This is a genomic window from Paenibacillus eucommiae (assembly GCF_017874215.1).
GTDB classification, from domain to species: domain Bacteria; phylum Bacillota; class Bacilli; order Paenibacillales; family NBRC-103111; genus Paenibacillus_AI; species Paenibacillus_AI eucommiae.
Genome location: NZ_JAGGLB010000022.1, coordinates 155122 through 173668, shown reverse-complemented (window position 1 = coordinate 173668; position 18547 = coordinate 155122). Strand labels below are relative to the sequence as shown.

16 protein-coding genes are annotated in these 18547 nt (G+C 46.3%); 14 read left to right on the top strand and 2 right to left on the bottom strand.

Annotated features, from left to right (window positions below; translation table 11 throughout):
• Positions 1-239: 239 nt before the first annotated feature.
• From J2Z66_RS27160 to J2Z66_RS27140, 5 genes are all read left to right on the top strand, one after another.
• Positions 240-1160, top strand: coding sequence for a substrate-binding domain-containing protein (locus J2Z66_RS27160; RefSeq protein ID WP_209975886.1), 921 nt, complete (start codon positions 240-242; stop codon positions 1158-1160).
• A gap of 249 nt (positions 1161-1409) precedes the next feature.
• Positions 1410-2354, top strand: a complete 945-nt coding sequence (locus J2Z66_RS27155) for an aldo/keto reductase (protein ID WP_209975885.1) — start codon at positions 1410-1412, stop codon at positions 2352-2354.
• 22 nt (positions 2355-2376) lie between these two features.
• The gene (locus J2Z66_RS27150) at positions 2377-3387 is read left to right on the top strand and encodes a D-2-hydroxyacid dehydrogenase (protein WP_209975884.1); all 1011 of its coding nucleotides are present in this window, start codon (positions 2377-2379) and stop codon (positions 3385-3387) included.
• Positions 3388-3425: 38 nt separating this feature from the next.
• Complete coding sequence (locus J2Z66_RS27145) at positions 3426-4640, top strand: mandelate racemase/muconate lactonizing enzyme family protein (protein WP_209975883.1); 1215 nt, start codon at positions 3426-3428, stop codon at positions 4638-4640.
• Between the two features lie 59 nt (positions 4641-4699).
• A complete protein-coding gene (locus tag J2Z66_RS27140) occupies positions 4700-5266 on the top strand; it encodes a histidine phosphatase family protein (RefSeq protein ID WP_209975882.1) in 567 nt (188 codons plus the stop codon).
• On the opposite strand, the gene J2Z66_RS27135 is transcribed toward J2Z66_RS27140, so the two are convergent.
• Together J2Z66_RS27135 and mgtE are read right to left on the bottom strand one after the other, a co-directional pair.
• Positions 5263-6207 carry a stalk domain-containing protein gene (locus J2Z66_RS27135; RefSeq protein ID WP_209975881.1) on the bottom strand — a complete coding sequence of 315 codons (945 nt, stop codon included), beginning with the start codon at positions 6205-6207 and terminating at the stop codon, positions 5263-5265. The two genes, J2Z66_RS27140 and J2Z66_RS27135, sit on opposite strands and share 4 nt — an antisense overlap.
• Before the next feature lie 70 nt (positions 6208-6277).
• On the bottom strand, positions 6278-7636 hold the full coding sequence (mgtE, locus tag J2Z66_RS27130) for a magnesium transporter (protein WP_209975880.1): 1359 nt from the start codon (positions 7634-7636) through the stop codon (positions 6278-6280).
• A 261-nt stretch (positions 7637-7897) separates the two neighbouring features.
• Here mgtE and J2Z66_RS27125 point away from each other — a divergent pair, with 261 nt between their 5' ends.
• The 9 genes from J2Z66_RS27125 (at position 7898) to J2Z66_RS27085 (ending at position 18526) form a co-directional block, all read left to right on the top strand.
• Complete coding sequence (locus tag J2Z66_RS27125; protein WP_209975879.1) at positions 7898-9004, top strand: alanine racemase; 1107 nt, start codon at positions 7898-7900, stop codon at positions 9002-9004.
• Positions 9005-9073: 69 nt separating this feature from the next.
• Complete coding sequence (locus J2Z66_RS27120) at positions 9074-10390, top strand: M20/M25/M40 family metallo-hydrolase (RefSeq protein ID WP_245375875.1); 1317 nt, start codon at positions 9074-9076, stop codon at positions 10388-10390.
• Between the two features lie 42 nt (positions 10391-10432).
• The gene (locus J2Z66_RS27115) at positions 10433-11191 is read left to right on the top strand and encodes an SDR family NAD(P)-dependent oxidoreductase (RefSeq protein ID WP_209975877.1); all 759 of its coding nucleotides are present in this window, start codon (positions 10433-10435) and stop codon (positions 11189-11191) included.
• A 193-nt stretch (positions 11192-11384) separates the two neighbouring features.
• Positions 11385-11618, top strand: a complete 234-nt coding sequence (locus tag J2Z66_RS27110) for a hypothetical protein (protein WP_209975876.1) — start codon at positions 11385-11387, stop codon at positions 11616-11618.
• Between the two features lie 1007 nt (positions 11619-12625).
• Positions 12626-13315, top strand: coding sequence for a GntR family transcriptional regulator (locus J2Z66_RS27105; protein ID WP_209975875.1), 690 nt, complete (start codon positions 12626-12628; stop codon positions 13313-13315).
• 404 nt (positions 13316-13719) lie between these two features.
• Positions 13720-15867, top strand: a complete 2148-nt coding sequence (locus J2Z66_RS27100; RefSeq protein WP_209975874.1) for a glycoside hydrolase family protein — start codon at positions 13720-13722, stop codon at positions 15865-15867.
• Positions 15868-16182: 315 nt separating this feature from the next.
• Entirely contained in the window at positions 16183-17277 is a 1095-nt protein-coding gene (locus J2Z66_RS27095) for a lactonase family protein (protein WP_209975873.1), read from the top strand.
• 31 nt (positions 17278-17308) lie between these two features.
• A complete protein-coding gene (locus J2Z66_RS27090; RefSeq protein WP_209975872.1) occupies positions 17309-17629 on the top strand; it encodes an AraC family ligand binding domain-containing protein in 321 nt (106 codons plus the stop codon).
• A gap of 123 nt (positions 17630-17752) precedes the next feature.
• Positions 17753-18526 carry an SDR family NAD(P)-dependent oxidoreductase gene (locus J2Z66_RS27085; RefSeq protein WP_209975871.1) on the top strand — a complete coding sequence of 258 codons (774 nt, stop codon included), beginning with the start codon at positions 17753-17755 and terminating at the stop codon, positions 18524-18526.
• Positions 18527-18547 lie beyond the last annotated feature (21 nt).

The following is an 18547-nucleotide window of genomic DNA, read 5'->3' as shown; positions in this document are numbered from 1 at the left end:
TGTTTTTTCATTTAATTGGTTATATTTAATTATGTTTAGATATAATTAGATATATTATAACGATGGATTATGCTTCCTGCAAACGGTAATAATTAAAATTTCAGCGTTTTTCGAATCTTATACAGATCGTTTTCGATTTTAATGCATGTTAACCCGATCTTCGAGAAATTGTAGGTTATTGACAGTGTGATAAAGATAGTTGATAGTTGTTGGTAGTAAGGATCATGGGGGGGAAGACAATGACTAATCAAATGTCTTACACGACAGAAGAAATCGCTGCATTATTGAAGGTTTCGAAGCTGACTGTTTATGACCTTATCAAAAAAGGTGATTTACCATCATACCGGGTTGGCAAGCAGATGCGAGTCGATGATGCCGATTTGGAAGCTTATAAAAACAAAACCAAGAGTGGTATAGCGGCGGTTCAGGAAGATCCATCTGCTTATATGGAAAGCAAAACGATTGTGATCACTGGCCAGGATATCAGCCTGGATATTTTAACAAAGCATATTGAAAAAAATACGAAAAACATTCGACCTCTAAGGAGTTACGTGGGCAGCTTGGACAGTCTGATATCTATGTACAAGGGTGACTCCGATATTGTGAGTACGCATCTGCTGGATGGTGATAGTGGTGAGTATAATTTGCCTTATATCCGCAAGCTTTTGACAGGCTTCCATTATGTAGTGGTCAATTTAGTGATCAGGTCTGCAGGGCTGTTCGTCCCGAAAGGCAATCCTAAACAAATTTATACATGGCGTGATTTGAAGCGGGAGGGAATAACGATAGTCAATCGTGAGAAGGGCTCAGGTGCGCGTGTTTTACTGGATGAGCAGCTGAGACTTCAGGGTATGGATACCAGGCTTTTGAAAGGTTATGATTGTGAGAGGTCGAATCACATTGCAGTTGCAGGCATGGTAGCTTTGGGGGAAGCAGACGTGGGAGTAGGTATCGAAAAGGCTGCCAATATCGTTTCAGGAGTCGAATTTATTCCTATGATTCAAGAAAGATATGATCTTGTGATGATAAAATCACCGCAAAATATGGAATGGATTGCCCAGGTGATGAATATTTTGAAATCGGAGGCATTCCTGCACGAGCTTACGTCTGTTCAAGGTTATGATCTATCTCTCACGGGCACTATTATGTATGAGTCATAAAAATACGTCATAAAGTATGTGATCATGAAGCAAGTACTAAGCAAAAATTTAGTACTCATTTAGCACACATTAAGTCAGGATGGTTATCCTTGCATAGATGTGTGTTTTTAGTTTGAGGATGTACTTACTATTTAAATGAAAACGGCATATTTACAGTCAGCAGAAATTCATATATAATTTTACGTAACGCATAAAGGTTCTTCGTCTCACATATAGAGACGATGAGGGGCCAACAAGGAGGAACATCGAGTGCAATATACACAGGTTAAAGATTTAACGTTTTCAAAGCTAACACTAGGGACCGTACAACTGGGAACACCTTATGGAATCGCTAATAAAATGGGTCAGCCCGATGAAAGCACGCGTTCTTCAATCCTTGAGGCAGCTTTGGAAGGCGGTATCAATTGTTTTGATACTGCGAATCGATACGGTACCTCCGAGTTGGTGCTTGGTGAGTTTTTTGCTAACCGGGAAAAGCCATTAATCGTTACGAAGATGCGGCTGGATGTAGATAAAAGCACAGAAGCGGCTGAAGTGGAGCGTTTAATGCTAGAATATACGGAAATGTCCTTAAGCCGTCTGGGAATCTCTCAAATTCCGATTATGATGCTGCATAACCCGGACATATTGGCTTTTCACGGAGAAACCTTCACGGCTGTATCCAAAAGGCTGAAGCAGGAAGGTCTGGTTGCCAAAATGGGGATGTCCATGGGGGCAAATTCGGAGGAACAATTCCGCGATTTATGGCCGATCATCAAGGATGATATTTATGAGGCCGTGCAGATTCCAATCAATATATTGGATCACCGGCTGCTGCATACAGGTGGAATGGGGCTATTAGAGGAGTCTGGCAAAATTGTATTTGCGAGAAGCATCTTTTTGCAGGGTTTATTGTTCCTTAAAGATGATGAACTGCCGCCGCATCTCAAGGAAGCAGCGAAACCGCTGCAAACACTGCGGGCATTGGCGGAGCAGGAAGGTGTTTCCATAGCTCAGCTGGCTGTTTCCTTTATTGCCGGCCTGCCGCAAATCCACAGCTTGTTGTTCGGAGCGGAAACAGCGGAGCAGGTTAGGGAAAATATCAGTCTGTTTAACAGTCCTGCGATTAGTGAAAAGACACATGCCGCGATTCTCAAGGAGCTTGCTGACGTGCCGGAAAGCGTGATTAATACGGTGTTATGGGCCCGGACTTAGGAAATGAAAAGAGGGGAACGCGATGATTAATGTGCTGGTTAATATGCCCGTTCAGCCTGAACGATTGAATCAATTACAAAACATGCCGGGAATTCGCGTTGAAGTGGTTCCTTATATAGAAGAACGACATAGACTTCCGAAGGATATGCTGAGAGATCAGCATGTCCTTTTCTGCAGTACACCACCTGATAATATCGAAGACATGACAGCGCTTAAGCTTGTGCAAATCAGCTCCGTTGGCTACAAGCAGGTTATGGACATAGGACTTGTGGAAAAAGGCGTCCGGGCCTGCAGCGCTCAGGGCGTAGTTGACGTGCCCATAGCGGAGTGGACGATAACGATGATGATTCAGTTAGCGCGCGATATGCGCGGCATGTTCCGAAATCAGGACAATCAAATTTGGGATCGTTCGGCCCGCTTTCAAACAGAAATCAGGGGCTCGCGCGCCGGGATATGGGGCTATGGCGGTATCGGAAGAGAGACGGCACGTCTGCTCAAAACGATGGGCATTCACGTACGGGTCCTAGTCAGGGAAGGCATTAAGGAGAGGGAACATATTTATTGCCTTCCAGGGACAGGAGATCCGCTGGGGGTGCTGCCTGATCAAGTGTTTACAGCCGGCCAGGAAATTGAATTTTTGCAGGATTTGGATTTCATGATTGTAGCCGTGCCGCTAACGAAGGATACGGAGGGGATGATTGGTGAGAAGGAGCTGCGGGCTCTTCCTGAAACTGCTTTTCTACTCAACCCTGCCCGCGGCCCCATTATTCAGGAGCAGGCATTGCTGAAGGCTTTAACGGAAAATTGGATTGCCGGAGCAGCGCTGGACACCCATTACTATTATCCGATGCCAGCCAGTCATCCGCTTTGGAAACTGCCAAATGTGATTATGACCCCACATATTTCCGGTTCCTCGCAAAGCACCCATTTTCTCGACCGGGTCTGGGATGTTTTTGTGGACAATATCGCACGTTTTGTAGATGGGAAACCGTTGTTGAATGAACTGTCGCAGCGTCAGCTGCAAGGGTATTGAAGGGAAGCGCAGAACTTATCCAGATGGGGGGAATTAGCATGCTGATTACCGATGTACGAACGATTTTATTGACAGGACCTTGTACCAACGATCCATTTTTATCGGAAGCCCGTAAGCTGCGCAGCGCTGCGTTTATTGAGATTCATACGAATACGGAGCTGATTGGTCTCGGAGAAACGTACATTGGGTACTTTTTTCCGGAAAGTGTACAGCCGATTGTTGATTTTTTCAAGCCGATATTGATCGGTCAATCCGTGGATGATATCCCTTTATTATGGAAGCGGATGTATCACTGCGGCAACTTCTGGTGCCGGACGGGATTGGGGCTGTCGGTGCTTGGGGGCATTGAAGCCGCGTTGTGGGATTTGCGAGGGAAGGCACTAGGTTTACCCGTGTATGAACTGCTAGGAGGCCTGCAGCATAAAGAGCTCCCCTGTTACGCGACCGGAGGTCCAAGTAATTATCCGCCCGATAAATTGGCTGCCAAGCTTGAGCATTATTTATCGCTCGGCTTTAAAGGGGTTAAGATTGGCGCTGGCAGCTTTGATAGTGAGAAAGGCTGGTTCATGCCGGAAACGGATCTGGAGATAGCCGAATTTGAAGCGGCGAAAATGGAGCATGTCCGCTCCGTTATCGGAAAAGACCATCAGATTATGATGGATGGCCATATGGGTAATAGCCCAACAAACACATGGACGCTGCAGACGGCGAAGACGGTAATGAAAGCATTGGAGCCTTATGGGCTGTTGTTTTTTGAAGAGCCATTGCACTACACAGATGTGGCTGCTTACGCGGAACTGCGAGCAAGTACGAGCGTCCCCATCGCTGGAGGGGAGTGCTTAACCGGAAGCTCGGAATGGCAGCTGTATGCAGATCTCGATTGCTTCGATATAGGGCAGCCCGATGCTTCCTTTGTCGGGGGACTAAGTGAATTTATGGCGGTGGCGGCCATGTATGCCCGCAAGGGGAAGGGCATCGCTACGCATGCTTGGGGAGCAGGAGGCTCCTTAATGCAAAATATCCATTGCGGGTTCGCCTGCCCGAATACGAGCATTCTGGAAATACCGCCGAATTTCGCCGGGCTTCATAGTGAAATTGTCACGGATTCCTTTGCTATGGTGAATGGGCTTGTAATCCCTCCAGAAGCGCCTGGACTGGGAATCGTCCTGACAGAAGCAACGAAAAATAAATATCCATTTATTCCTGGAAGTGGTGAATTTAATTCTGTTCCTGGTAAGTTATTGGTTACCTGAGTAATAGGAAGTTATTCACTATCCCTTACGGTCATAATGAAAACGGAGGACTTCCCTGAATGAAAAATGTATCCACAAAACTAGGCAAAAATCTATACATAGTTAGACATTGCAAGGCAGCGGGACAGGCAGCGGATGCTCCATTAACCGAATTGGGCTTGGAGCAAGCCACTAAGCTAGCCGATTTTTTCTCAGATAAGTCTATCGATTGTATTCTCTCAAGTCCCTATGAGAGAGCTTACAGCACCATAGTTCCTTTAGCGAAAAAGCTTGGGTTGCCTATTGGGTTAGATGAACGTTTAACGGAGCGGGTTCTTTTGGGCAAGGATCATCCGGATTGGTTTGAAATGCTTCGCGAAACCTATGAGGATCTGGACTTATGCTATGAAGGGGGCGAATCCAGCCGTATGGCTATGAAGCGCGCTGCTGCCGTGGTCTCAGAGGTGCGGGAGGGAGGCAGCAGCAATGCCGTTATAGTTACACATGGCAACTTAATGTCGCTTCTGCTGAAGCATTTTGACAGCCGGATTGGTTTTAAGGAATGGGAAGCCTTGTCGAATCCAGATGTGTTCCAGCTTTCCTTCCTTAATGATACGTTCCGCATTCAACGGATTTGGGAGGGCTAGAAAGGGCCAACCAAGGGAACTTCTACCTGAAAAGCCTGTTCAATCAGAGCAGCTGGAACGAGCAGTTGGCCCTGATCTCCAGGGAAGGAGGGTAGTGGACTCAGAACAGGACTTCCGTTAATCAAGGCCTCTTCACCCCAATGGTTGATCTGCAGGGTGACATCACCCTTAGTAAACACAGCTTGTGAAGTGGCGGCATCCCACGAAACCTCAGCACCGATGCTTGCAGCAAGGTCCCTTGCTGGAAAGCGGCTTTGATTGTAGGCCTTGAGATCGTCAATTTTGTTGATTTCCTTCAAAGCGGATCCAGGTATTTGATACTGGATCCGATAGGGTTTGCCCTCCGGCAGAAGGAGGAATAATACATGATCAAGCAAAGGCTGCTCTTGCTGTTTTAGAGCAGTAACAACGCGGAGCATCTGCTCTAAATCCGTTTTTTGCATCTCCCGGTCAAACTGAAAAGATAGATCGAAGGCCAGGTTTGCCGTTGTATAAGGCGGCACGTCTCCGTAGATGGATCCGAAATCGTATTTCCCTACTTCGCAGCAGGTGAAGGCCAAATGAAGCTGGTTCCTGAAATCGTCCTCAACGGTCAGTAAACGTTTGTCCACATCTTCTTTTGCCTGCTGAAGCCACAGCGTACTGGCGTAGTCATCAATGAATCTTAACGGATTCTCTTTGCGCGGATATACCGAAAATTCAAGACCTATAGAGCTTTTGGGATACACTCTTGCGCTGATCGGTTCCATATTATCCCAGAGATAGGTGGCGTGTTTGATCGTCATCGGCTCGTTATATTTTTGCTCGAGATAGTGTTTCACTTTGTATGTATAGATTGCTTTTTGGATCATGCCGTAACGGAATTCTTGAATCCCTAAGACTAGCAGCAACAGAAAACCGGCGATTGTGCTTACTATGATTTTTCCGGTATGTTTTCTCATGTTCAGTTGTCAGCTCCTTCTGCGAATTAGACGAGGCTGGCGTGGAAATGGTTCCTTTTTTATGCAAGTGCTAGACCAGATAAGAAATAAACAGGGTAGCAATTCCGAAGTAAATAAACAGCGAAAGTACATCGTTAAGGGTTGTAATTAAAGGGCCGGAGGCTACAGCAGGATCGATTTTCAGCTTGTTTAACAGTAATGGAATGACGGTTCCGGCTATTGTTCCTATAATAAGTGTGGAAATAAGGGAGATACCAACGACGAAGCCCAGCATCAAGCTTCCCTGCCATACATAGGCCAGCAAAGTTATTAATATTCCGCACGTTAAGCCGATGATGAGTCCGACAAGCAGCTCTCTGATGATCAATCCTCTGACTTCCTTACCGCTCAGCTTCTTGCTGATCAGCCCCCGCACAACTACCGCCAATGACTGTGTTCCCGTATTCCCGGTCATACCGGCAATCATCGGCATAAAAAAAGTGAGAGCCACGATCTGATTCAAGGTATCCTCAAACCGGCTAATGATGGTCCCGGAAATCAGGCCAATGAACAGCAATAAAATGAGCCAGGGTAGTCTGCGAAAGGCAGCGGTCGTAGGCTTTGTGTTGAAATCTATATCCTTGCCGCTACCGGAAAGCTTCTGGATATCCTCGTTGGCTTCCTGATAAACAATGTCGATAATATCATCGACGGTAATGATCCCAATAAGTACATGGTTAGGATCAACAACCGGAACGGCTGTGAAATCATAATTACGAATCACATCAGCGACCTGCTCCTGATCCATCCCGACATCTACGGAAATGACCCTGGAGTGCATGATTTGACTGATTTGATGATGAGGCTCGGCCAAAATTAAATCGCGGTAGGAGACTACGCCGAGCAGCTTTTTGTCTTCATCAATGACGTATAAGTAGCTGATTGTTTCAGAAATGTCGGCAAATTCGCGAATTTTTCCGGAAGCCTCTTTGACCGTGTAATGCTGCGGAATCCACACATAGCGGTTGGTCATAATCCTTCCTGCTGTTTCAGCTGGGTAGGTCATCAGCTTGCGGACCGCACCGGATTCGGAAATGTTCATGGAGGAAAGGAAAAGATCGCTCTCCTTATCCGATAAGGAATGCAGGAAGGTGGCAAGGTCATCGTTGTCCATTTCGTCCATAACTTCTGCCGCTCTGGATGAACCAATCATGCGGATCGCCTGGTATTGCGCACTTGTTTCTAATTCCTGAATCATATCCGTTAAAATTCTTGTTTCAAGCATTCCCAGGAAGTGCGGACGAAGCTCCTCAGGCAGCTGATTAAACAAGATCGCGATGTCAAAAGGTTGCAGCTCGTCAATAATAAGTTGAAACTCATCGTACTGCTGATTGGTCATGAGCTGCTCGATACGGTCAACCATTTGCCCGGCGTTTAGATCCCTGTACAAAATGAACTCAACTCCTTATTGTAATCTGTCTTTTTCTTTTCCTAGTATGCCATATTTTCTCCATACTTCCCATCTTTTATCTAGAAACAACATCGTCAGTAAAAGACAGTAAAGAGCCACGTAATGTTATTTACAAACAATCGAAATTGGGATAAAATTTAATTATTAAAACATTAGTTTTAACAGATAAAACTCGCTAGTGGCTCGTCAGTTTATGAAGTCATAAGTCATTTAATGAAAATTGAGGAAGAAGGTTCTGACATGAGTGATATTGGGAAAAAGCTAGTCGATTTGGAAACACCAGCTATATTAATCGATTTGGATACATTGGACCGTAATTTACGGCATACGGCTGAACTGGCGCAAAAGGCTGGAGTCAAGCTGCGGCCGCATTTCAAGACGCATAAAAGTGTATGGATTGCCAAGCAGCAAATGAAGTACGGAGCCTGTGGCATGACAGTAGCGAAGCTGGGAGAAGCCGAGGTGCTGGTCGATGCGGGTATAGATGATATTCTTATTGCTTTTCCAATTGTCGGCAAGGCAAAGCTTGAGCGGTTGGCCAAGCTGCTGGAACGGGCAAAAATAATTGTCAGCACAGATAATGTAGATGTGGCCAAGGGGCTCTCAGATTTGGGCACCTCAATAGGCAAGAAAATCAGACTTTATATAGATGTTAACACTGGACTGAATCGCTGTGGTAAGGAACCCGGAGAAGAAACGGCTGCTCTTGTTACTGAAATCTCCAAGCTTCCTGGCGTGGAAGTAATCGGTCTAATGACACATGGCGGATTCGCCTACGGCCTGAAAACACCGGAAGATTTAAGAAACGCGGCGCTTACAGAAGCGCAAGGGCTAGTCAAAACCAAGGAGCTGCTGGAGCAGTCTGGTATTTCAATTCCTGAAATCAGTGTGGGCTCAACACCTACGTCGAAGTATGTTGATGCGGTTGAGGGCGTAACCGAAATTCGTCCAGGCGCTTACGTATATGGAGATGGCGGCCAGCTATTCATCGGCATTATTAAACCAGAGGAGTGCGCTATGCACGTCATGGCAACTGTTGTTGGCATTCCACGCAAGGGCACAGCCATTATTGACGCCGGCTCCAAAACCTTCAGCAGTGACGCAAGCGGCCATTTCCCTGGATTCGGCAGACTGCGCGATCAACCGGAAGTGTATGTGGAACGCCTCAGTGAAGAGCACGGCATTGTTCATCTGCCAGAAGGTGTATCCTATGAGATTGGCGATCAGCTGTTTTTCCTGCCTAACCATTGCTGTACGGTAAGCAATTTGCACAATGAGCTTCAGGGAATTCGCGGAGATCAGGTTGAACAGATCATAACTGTGGATGCACGCGGTAAAGTTCGTTAAAATTCATTAAAGTTCGTTCATAGCACTACGGTTTATTGACGGTTTATTAATGGGAGGATGAAATTGGAAATGAGTCGCGAGCAGCTTTCCTTAAGGATCAAAGAGTGGGTCGAAAATAATAAAGAAGAAGCGGTAGCGCTGGCTTCCAAGCTTGTTCAAATCGAGAGCGTTAACCATCCTCCTGTTGGCAATGAGGCTGAATATCAGCGTTTTTTTGCTGAGTGGATGGTTGGACAACAAGGTGAAGTGGATACGTATGAGCTATCCGAGGTGCCAGGTTTGTCAGAGCACCCTGCTTATATGAGTTCACGTCGTTATGACAACAGACCCAACGTGGTAGGGCGTTTTTTTGGAGCTGGCACGGGCAGGTCGCTGATGTTTTCAGGCCATGCCGATACGGTCTATCAAGGGAATGAACCATGGACGTACCCGGCGTTTTCCGGAGAAGTCGCTGATGGCAAATTGTATGGGCGCGGCTCTTACGATATGAAAGGCGGCATGGCTGCTGCTTTAATGGCAGTCAAATGCTTGAAGGATCTTGAGATTCCGGTAGCCGGTGATGTATTTATTGAAAGCGTAGTGGATGAGGAGCATGGCGGAGCGAACGGTACGCTTGCCGGCCGGCTTCGTGGGCCGAATGCGGATATGGCGATTATTCCGGAGCCAACGAATATGGACCTTTACCCGGCTCATCTAGGCGGAGGCATCTGGAAAGCGACCTTCCAGGGTAAAAGCGGCATTGGCTTCGCCGGCGAAGTGCTGGTCAGCGCGCTGGAAGCAACAGTTGAGTTTGCCAACCTGCTGAAGGCTTATAACGCTTATCGCAATGAGCATCTCGAAGTGCCATCCTGGTGGCAGAACGGCCGCAAGGCGGAAGTTGCGCTGCTCACTATTTTCTCAGGAGATGTGAACCGTGAGCTGCAGGAAAAGCTGCCGGCCAATGGTGAATTGAATTTCTGGATTGAAGGGTACCCGGGCATGACAGGGGAAGGCATTATTGAAGATCTGTGGAAGTTTTATGATGCTCAGGTCAAGGATTATCCGACTTTACAAATATGTAGGCCGCAGATCCGGCCATTAATCCGTTATTTATCTGCCAGTGAAATGAAGCTTGATGCCACGGGTAAGGAATTCTTGCAACTGGTTTCCGAGTCTGGTGAGAAGGCACTGGGTTCATTCCCGGAGCCTCCAAAGGGATCCCCTTTTGCCTGTGACGGCTTTATGTTTAACTTATACAGCAGCACACCGGCTTTGGTTCTTGGACCGAGCGGTGGAAATGCGCATGCGGCTGATGAATACCTGGATTTGACCTCTTATGAGCAGTTGATTCAATGGTATGCCGAAATTATTGTGAATTGGTGCGGTGTTACGGACAAAGCAGAATAAGTCGATGGTGTAGATTAAAAAATCCCAGGGGAGGAATAATAAATGAGATTAAAGGATAAAGTAGCACTTGTTACTGGAGGCTCGCAAGGTATTGGACGGGCGATAGCGGCTCGTTTCGCGGCGGAAGGGGCCAAGGTTGCTATCTCAGGACGCGGCCGTGAAGCTCTGGAGGAGACTGCGGCTTATATTACGGGGCAAGGCGGCGAAGTGCTTATCATCGAAGGTGACGTTCAATATAAAGAGCAGGCTGAACGCATGGTGGATGATGTTCTTTCGCAGTGGGGAAAGATTGATATTCTGGTTAACAACGCGGGTGTCAACAAGACGGCTTCCTTCCTGGAAATTACCGAAGAAGATTGGGACTGGCACATGGACATTAACCTGAAGGGAACCTTCCTGGTTTCCCAGCGGGTGTCCAAGGAGATGGTCAAGCAGGGCAGTGGCGGCTCTATTATCCAAATGTCGAGCGTCAACGGCTTGGCCGCGGAATCGGATCAGGCACATTACAATGCTACCAAAGGCGGGATCAACATGCTCGCCATGTCAATGGCGCTAGAATTGGCCGAGCACGGCATTCGTGTCAACGCCTTGTGTCCAGGGTTTATTGAAACACGCCTGACTAAACCCCTGATTGATAATGCACCAGCAATTGAGAACTATTTGAAGACGATTCCGATGAAACGTGTTGGACAGCCAGAGGATATCGCGGCGGCAGCGTTATTTATGGCAAGCGATGAGTCAAGCTATATGACCGGTCACTGTATGGTTATAGATGGCGGTCAAATTATCAAGCTTTCTTAATTCCTTAATCGGAGCTTAGCCCGGGTTGAATATGCTTCGTTTTCTTGGACAAGCTCTGGTTTAAACTTTTGTTTCAAATCTTGTTTCAGCTCTTGTTTCAATGGACCCTTGTCAGGGTAATTACTTCTTATCTCATAATAGAAATTTCTTTATTAGAAATAATAGGAATAATTGAAATAAGGAGGCGGACCAGATGTCCAACGAGCAAAGCAAGGATTACAAGAACGAGGATTTGAAAACCGTAAAAGAGCATGAAAAGTTCGATGAGCAAAAAGGCTCCGATAAACCGATTGACAAAGTGATGAATGGTTCAATGGCGCCGAATTTGGATGAGATCAAACGCCTTGGCAAAGATATGGAAGGCATGAAAACCGAGACACAATTAAACGAAGAGGGTCTCGTAGCCGATCCTGCACAAAGCGAATGACGATATATAAGATAAAATAAAAAATAATCAGTTCTTCCGGACATGCCTCTAGCATAGCGGATAGAATAAAAAAACAAGCTGAGTGGAGCTGTGCAGTATCTCCATCTTGGCTTGTTTTTTTATGAACTTACTTGAAAAGTATAAGTTTTTGGTGGAAGCCTGGCGTGGATACAGCAGCACGTCTCCCGAATGGAGTGGAGTGTGCGCATTGTGTGCATCACTTAACGATGTTTTTCATCGTTAAAGTAGGTGTTTCTGCTCTATCCGTCACGTTAATGATGATTTTCATCGTTAAAAGAGGACGAATAGCCTCTCAGGGGGGTTAACAGGGATTTTAACGATGTTTTTCATTATTAAAGAAAGGTTGTGGAGACGATCTGCTACTTTAACGATGAAAAACATCGCTAAGTAGCAGCCGGGGCGGTGCGCGCTCAATGTCGTCAGGCGTCAGGTCCAATCCAAAGCAACAGCATGTAGGCGAAAGTCCGCAGACAATAGGTTTGTGCGGCCGAAGCAGCAGAATGTAGGCGGAAACCACACACATTGGGCTGTGTGCGGCCGAAGCGGCAGAATGTGGTCGGAAAATGGCACACATTGGGCTGTGCGCGGCCGAAGCAGCAGAATGTGGTCGGAAAACCACGCACGTTGGGCTGTGCGTGGCCGAAGCGGCAGAATGTAGGTGGGAAACCGCACACATGTGGCAGGCTTAACCTGACAACATTGGAGCGTGTACTCTTCATCCCCAGCGCATGCTCCTGCCAGGGAAATCTCCTCCAGTCAAGAGAAAAATCCTTGCTGGCTGTCGGTTTGAGCTTGGTGTTCGTACTATTATAGCGCCATTCCCTCCCCGAACCACCACATTACGAACACACACATCAAAGGACACCGCAAGGCGTTTTTGATGTGTCTATGTGAACTGTTGACTAATTTTCATGGAATGAATTATAATATACAAAAAGGTTCTAAGCATAAACACATATCCTATCCAAATAAGAGGTTAATACCTAATGAAAGCTCCCAAAGGTCAACTGTTCAGAAGTTTCTTTAGTTCTCAGGTCGTCAACGATTTACGTACGAATATTATTACAGGAAAGCTGCCGGCAGGCGAGAAAATCGTCGAAAATGCGATTGCCGAAGAAATGAATGTTAGTCGCGGACCGGTGCGCAATGCCTTGGCTATACTGGAAGCGGAAGGTTTAGTTACCTTTTTGCAGAACGGAAGAACTGTGTCGAGTGGCTTCACTCTAGTGGATGCAGAGAAGCTGTATGAGATGAGATCCTTTATTGAATTGAAGGCGATCGAGCTCATTTTTAAAGATAATCTTACAGATTTTCAATATATTAAACAAATCAATGAGGGATTAAGGAAAGAGAAGCATAACGTTGCAAATTTTACGAATCTGGATGTAAGCTATCATTTTGAGCTAATGCGTCTTTCGGGCAACAAATATTTGCTGCAATGCTGGCTTTCTCTTCGTCCACTGCTGGAAACGATCCTGATGATCACGAACACGCAAATCCGCGAAGACGATCAAGAGGGTTTTAACAAAGGGTATGTGATCGACCACCACGAGAAAATTACAACAGCCTTAATTACAGGCAATTTCAATGAGGCCATTTTATTTCTAAAAGAACATTTGGATACAGGTAAGGCTGTTATGATCGAGAAGATGAGTGAGATTTTGAAAGAGCGATAGGCAGCTCAGTATGGAATGAGTATTGGATCCATTTGAGTGAAGATATTTTATAAGAAAAGCGACTATGGTTGTGCATATATGCGCAGTTGTGGTCGTTTTTTATGTCTATTGAGGCATAATATTAAAAAAAGTGTGTTCATTTATTGAAATTAATATAAAAAAAGAAAATTTATACAGATAATCAATAACAATTAGACATAATAAGTAAACCGTTGACAATTATTATTCGCCATGTTACTATACGAATTGAGATAGAGGAAGTAATATTTGCAGCGAGAGGTGCTATTTAAGGGGACAGTTGGTTTAGTGTCAATACGTTTAGTTGCACGAATGAAAGCGTAATCAAATAGATAATTATCTTTCAGAGGCATAAATAAGTAATATATCTTGAGGAGGAAATAGTTGTGAATAATGTAGTTGATTTTTCTTATTCTTTTGGTACACCACATCGAATTACAGTAGCAATGCCTGACAGCAGCAGCAAGACGCTGCTTGATTTGGAAAAGGGCGGCTGTAAAATGTCATGGACTTATGACGACTTAACACGAATGCCTCTAGGGGCACTGATGCTTCCTACTACCTCGAAGCATGTTTGGTTCCGTCCTACCGTAGACGGGATTCCGTTTGCTGACAGCAGATGGACGCGGTCAGAAGGGCATTTGCCAGTTTTGGTAAATACATATTTTAATTCATCATCATCTGTTTCAATGAAGCTGGAAATCGTCGGAGGCGAAGAGGCAGCGATTGTACGAATCGATATCACGAATGCGGATGATCAAGAGCGTCAATTTCAATTACTTTGCGGGGATACTCCGTGGTCCTCAGCTTATAATCCGAATTGGGTAAATCCAAATGACGAAGCAGATGTGTTGCTAGCCGGTTGGCTGGACCGGGCAGACCGTATTCTGGTTGTAGGGATTGGAGCTGAAGCCTATACATCCAATCCAACCAGCTTCACGATGTCTTGGGATGTTAAGCCTGGCGAAAGCCGCACAGCATGGATTATTAGACCTTATCAGGCTTATGCAGCCGATTCAGAGAAGCTGCGTATTAAGGATTGGGAACATGATTTTGAACAAGCAAAGCAGCATTGGCGGACACTGTTAGCAAAGGCCGCACGTATTCATATACCAGATGAAGCGGTGGAGCAATGCTTTCTGGCTTGTCTGGCTGACATATTCATTATGCGGGAGCCGGTGGCCCAAGGATATATTGCCCCAACACCGGGAACCGAAGGGTACAGAGCGCCTAATTCAATTGAGCCTCTTTTGGGCTGTATTGCATTGGATCAATTTGGTATGCATCAAGAAGCGGAAGCAGCATTCCGCATGGCTGTGGAGCAGCAAGAGGATAACGGGGATTGGACAGACCCGAAGGGTTGGACACATTTAATGTGGGCCGGCAGTGGATTCAAAGCTTGGACAGTCATGGAGCACTACCGCTTAACTGGGAATATTGAATTTTTGCAGGAAATATACCCACGATTGACGGCAAGCACGCGCTGGCAGGAGAAGATGCGTGCCAGTACACGTATTGATGCAGGTGGCAAACGTACTTCAACGTATGGATTAATGCCTAGGGGTATGGGCGACTGTGGGTTGATGAATGACGAGGACTACTATGGTGTGTTTTATCCGCACAATTTCTGGAGCTTGTTCGCAGACCGTTTAACGATGGAGGCCGCACAAATTTTAGGTAAAGATGCTGATGAGAAGGAATTTCGCCGTATCTATGAAACAGCAAGGGAGGACTTAGTGGCGTCCTTGCAATTGGGAGCCATTCAAGAAGAGGATTACCGCTGGATATCCGGCGTGGCTAACAAAACGTGCGGCAGCCGATGGGGAGCCCTTAATGCAGTATATCCCTGTGGAGTGCTGTCTGCAGAGGATGAGCTTATGAGAGGCACAATCCGCTATATAGAATCAAGAATGAGTCCAGGCGGGATGCCATTGAATACAGGGTGGTTAAAGGAAGGCATGTGGGTTGCAGCAACATTAGACAATGTGGCACAGTTTCATCTGGCTGAAGGAAATGGAGATGCGTCAATTGACTATTTGTACAGTACGCTTAATCATGGAACTCCGTTGATCACTTGGTGCGAAGAGCGCGGGCAGGAAGCCGGTACGACGAATTGTACAGGGGATCGGCAGCATTTGTGGACACCGGCAGCAGTCGTCAGATTGCTGCGCGATAGCTATTTAATGGAGGAAGGCACTACTCTGCATTTGGCAAGAGGACTTGAAAGAAGCTGGCTGATAAGTGGGAAAAAAGTTGGGATTACCGGAGCCCCAACCCATTTTGGCCGTGTGTCTTATGAAATTGAGTACGATATGGAGCTTTCAAAATTGGTGGGTAAAATCAACTTTCCTGAAGACTGTAAGATGGAAGAGGCCATTTTACATATCCGTCTGCCCCTGAACTACGAAGTCATTTCCATAAATTCCGTAAGTGGTTCCGTAGAGCCAAGTCTTATATCGGGCGGTAAGCTGAACTGGAAGGCACCACGCGGAGAAGTGACCTTCGAGGCGATTATCGCTGCAGCAGCATCATGACAGGTGAGGTGAAATAATATGCGCCTAATCTTAAAAAATTTCAAATATGTGGAACAAGTCATGAAAATGAATCTTGATGAGTATTTAAGCATGTACCAAATCGGTTATGACGCATGGAAAAATAAGTGAGGTTAGAGAAAATCTGCTGGCGTAGCTTGCGGATTTTTCTTGTTAACAAAGGCGTAACGTTCCTTACAACTGTTAAGCCACATCAGATCTGTCAGTTTCATATTTGCACACTAAAAGGAAAAAGAGTACATTAAAAGAGAATGCATATTCAAATATATCTAATTCGCAATGAACGGGTGAGGAAAAATGACAATAAACACAGATCAAATGAGACAGTTAGTTTTTGTAGGCTCTTATGCGGAGGCCTCAGCCAGTGGCGTGTATGTGTATTCCCTTGATGCTGATTCTGGAGCATTGACGCTTCTGAATCAAGTTTCAGGACTGCAAAATCCGACTTTTTTAAATCTGGATGTCACCAATCAGCGTCTGTATGCAATTGCTGAGAGACTGACGGACGGGCAAAGAATGGGAGCTGCTGTGGCCTTTTCCATAGATCCAACTAAAGGTACTTTGCAAGAGCTGAACAGATCAGCCACCGTTGACGCCACGACCTGCCATATACAGCGGGATAAGGATAATCAATTCCTGGTTGTTTCCAGTTATTCCGGGGGGAAGCTGGGTCTGCTGTCGCTTGCGGGGGATGGACAAGTAGGGGAACTGCTGGATGCCAAGCAGCATGAGGGACATAGCGTGGATCCGGACAATCAGAATAAGCCGCATGTACATTTTGCGGTGTTCAGCCCGGATAACCGTTTCGTGCTTGCTGCCGACCTTGGCATTGATCGTATTCGTACATATAAAGTGGATGGGGCGCAAAGAAAGCTGGTTTCCCAGAGCGATGCAGTGCTTCAGCCGGGAGCCGGACCGAGGCACCTTGCCTTCCATCCAAACGAGGAGCACCTCTATGTTATTAATGAGCTCAATTCGACCATTACCCTCTTTCATTACGATAGGGGAACAGGAGAACTGACAACACAAGCAACGGTTTCCACGCTGCCAGAGGATTATAACGGCGAAAATGCCTGTGCCGAGATCCAACTATCATCCGATGGCAGGTTCCTGTATGGTTCTAACCGGGGCCATGACAGCCTTGTGGTGTTTGCTATTGATCCGGATACAGGCAACCTTGCTTATGTTGAGCATGTTTCCACCCAAGGGGAGCATCCAAGGCATTTTTCCCTGACTCCAGATGGGCAGTTCCTGCTTGCCGCTAATCGGGATACGAACAATATCGCAACGTTCCGTGTGGATACGCAAAGCGGGAAGCTGCAGTATACTGGTCAGCAAGTGCAGACTTCCAAACCGGTATGTGTGAAGATAGGCTTGTTTCCAGTTCATTAATTTCAAGGAATACCGATGGGGGACGAGGGACTTGGCTTTTCCACAATATTTAAAAGAGTACCCGAACATGCATACTTCCTTTCCGCTTCATTTAAGCATGAACCGCCTTGTGTCCGGGTATCCCGCCCATCGGCATGACTTTCTTGAGTTTTCGTTCGTGATTGCAGGGAGTGGATGGGAGAAGGTGAATGGGGTTCGGCATCCGATGACTGCTGGAACCTTCACCTTTGTGCTTCCTTATCAAGTACACGAAATATTTACGGATCCCGGAAGCACCCTGGTGCTCTTTAACTGCATGTTTAAGATGGATCTGTTGATGAAATCGGTAAAAGGATCAGGGAGACTGGCTTAAGGGGCTGCTGGTACCCAAAGAGTACCGTAAACGAAGTAAAACAAATTATTGACAATCAATTTTGCGGCATGTTACCATATGAATAATTGTCAACCGTTTACTTTATGTATTGGAGGCTTATTTATGAAATCGCTATCCGGAAAAGTGGCTGTAGTCACTGGCGCAGGGAGAGGTATTGGGCGCAGCATTGCTAAATGCTTGGCAGCAGCAGGAGCTAAAGTTGTCATTAATTATGCACATAGCCAAGGTGGAGCTGAGGAGCTGGTTAAGGAGCTGCAGGACGAAGGCTTGACAGGTCTTGCGATTAAGGCTGACGTCTCTGTTGTCGAAGAGATTGAGCGTATGGTCCAGCTAACTGTGGAGGCATACGGGCGGATCGATATTTTGATCAATAACGCTGCGATCGACCCTACAGAGGACTTTTTTCAGGTGACAGAGGCGTTCTGGGAAAAAGTAGTGAACACAAATCTGAAGGGAACCTTCTTCTGTGCTCAAGCCTGTGCTCGCGAAATGCAGAAAACGGGGAGCGGGAAAATCATTAACATTAGCTCCGTACACGGAGAGCTGACCATGCCCCGCTACGCTGTATATGCTTCTACTAAAGGGGGCATTAACGCGCTGACCAGACAGCTGGCCCTGGATTTGGCGAAGTATCACATTACCGTAAATGCGGTTGCCCCTGGAGCCACGGAGGTGGAGAAGTTCATAGGTCAAGCCTGGTACGATCCAGAGGAAATGGGAAGCTATATTCCACTTGGGAGGATTGGACAGCCGGCGGATATTGCTCCAATGATTCATTTTCTTGCTTCCGAGGATGCTAATTTTATTACAGGTCAGATCATCACAATTGATGGCGGATCCAGTACAAAGCTATTTTTACCCGTAGATGTGACCTAAGTTTCTTGAAAAGAGGTGATG

What these genes read in the sequence shown, in the direction of transcription:
- J2Z66_RS27160 (WP_209975886.1), top strand. Translation starts at nt 240, where the DNA reads ATGACTAATCAAATGTCTTACACGACAGAAGAAATCGCTGCATTATTG.
- J2Z66_RS27150 (WP_209975884.1), top strand. Translation starts at nt 2,377, where the DNA reads ATGATTAATGTGCTGGTTAATATGCCCGTTCAGCCTGAACGATTGAAT.
- J2Z66_RS27145 (WP_209975883.1), top strand. Translation starts at nt 3,426, where the DNA reads ATGCTGATTACCGATGTACGAACGATTTTATTGACAGGACCTTGTACC.
- J2Z66_RS27140 (WP_209975882.1), top strand. Translation starts at nt 4,700, where the DNA reads ATGAAAAATGTATCCACAAAACTAGGCAAAAATCTATACATAGTTAGA.
- J2Z66_RS27135 (WP_209975881.1), bottom strand. Translation starts at nt 6,207, where the DNA reads ATGAGAAAACATACCGGAAAAATCATAGTAAGCACAATCGCCGGTTTT.
- J2Z66_RS27125 (WP_209975879.1), top strand. Translation starts at nt 7,898, where the DNA reads ATGAGTGATATTGGGAAAAAGCTAGTCGATTTGGAAACACCAGCTATA.
- J2Z66_RS27120 (WP_245375875.1), top strand. Translation starts at nt 9,074, where the DNA reads ATGAGTCGCGAGCAGCTTTCCTTAAGGATCAAAGAGTGGGTCGAAAAT.
- J2Z66_RS27115 (WP_209975877.1), top strand. Translation starts at nt 10,433, where the DNA reads ATGAGATTAAAGGATAAAGTAGCACTTGTTACTGGAGGCTCGCAAGGT.
- J2Z66_RS27110 (WP_209975876.1), top strand. Translation starts at nt 11,385, where the DNA reads ATGTCCAACGAGCAAAGCAAGGATTACAAGAACGAGGATTTGAAAACC.
- J2Z66_RS27105 (WP_209975875.1), top strand. Translation starts at nt 12,626, where the DNA reads ATGAAAGCTCCCAAAGGTCAACTGTTCAGAAGTTTCTTTAGTTCTCAG.
- J2Z66_RS27095 (WP_209975873.1), top strand. Translation starts at nt 16,183, where the DNA reads ATGACAATAAACACAGATCAAATGAGACAGTTAGTTTTTGTAGGCTCT.
- J2Z66_RS27085 (WP_209975871.1), top strand. Translation starts at nt 17,753, where the DNA reads ATGAAATCGCTATCCGGAAAAGTGGCTGTAGTCACTGGCGCAGGGAGA.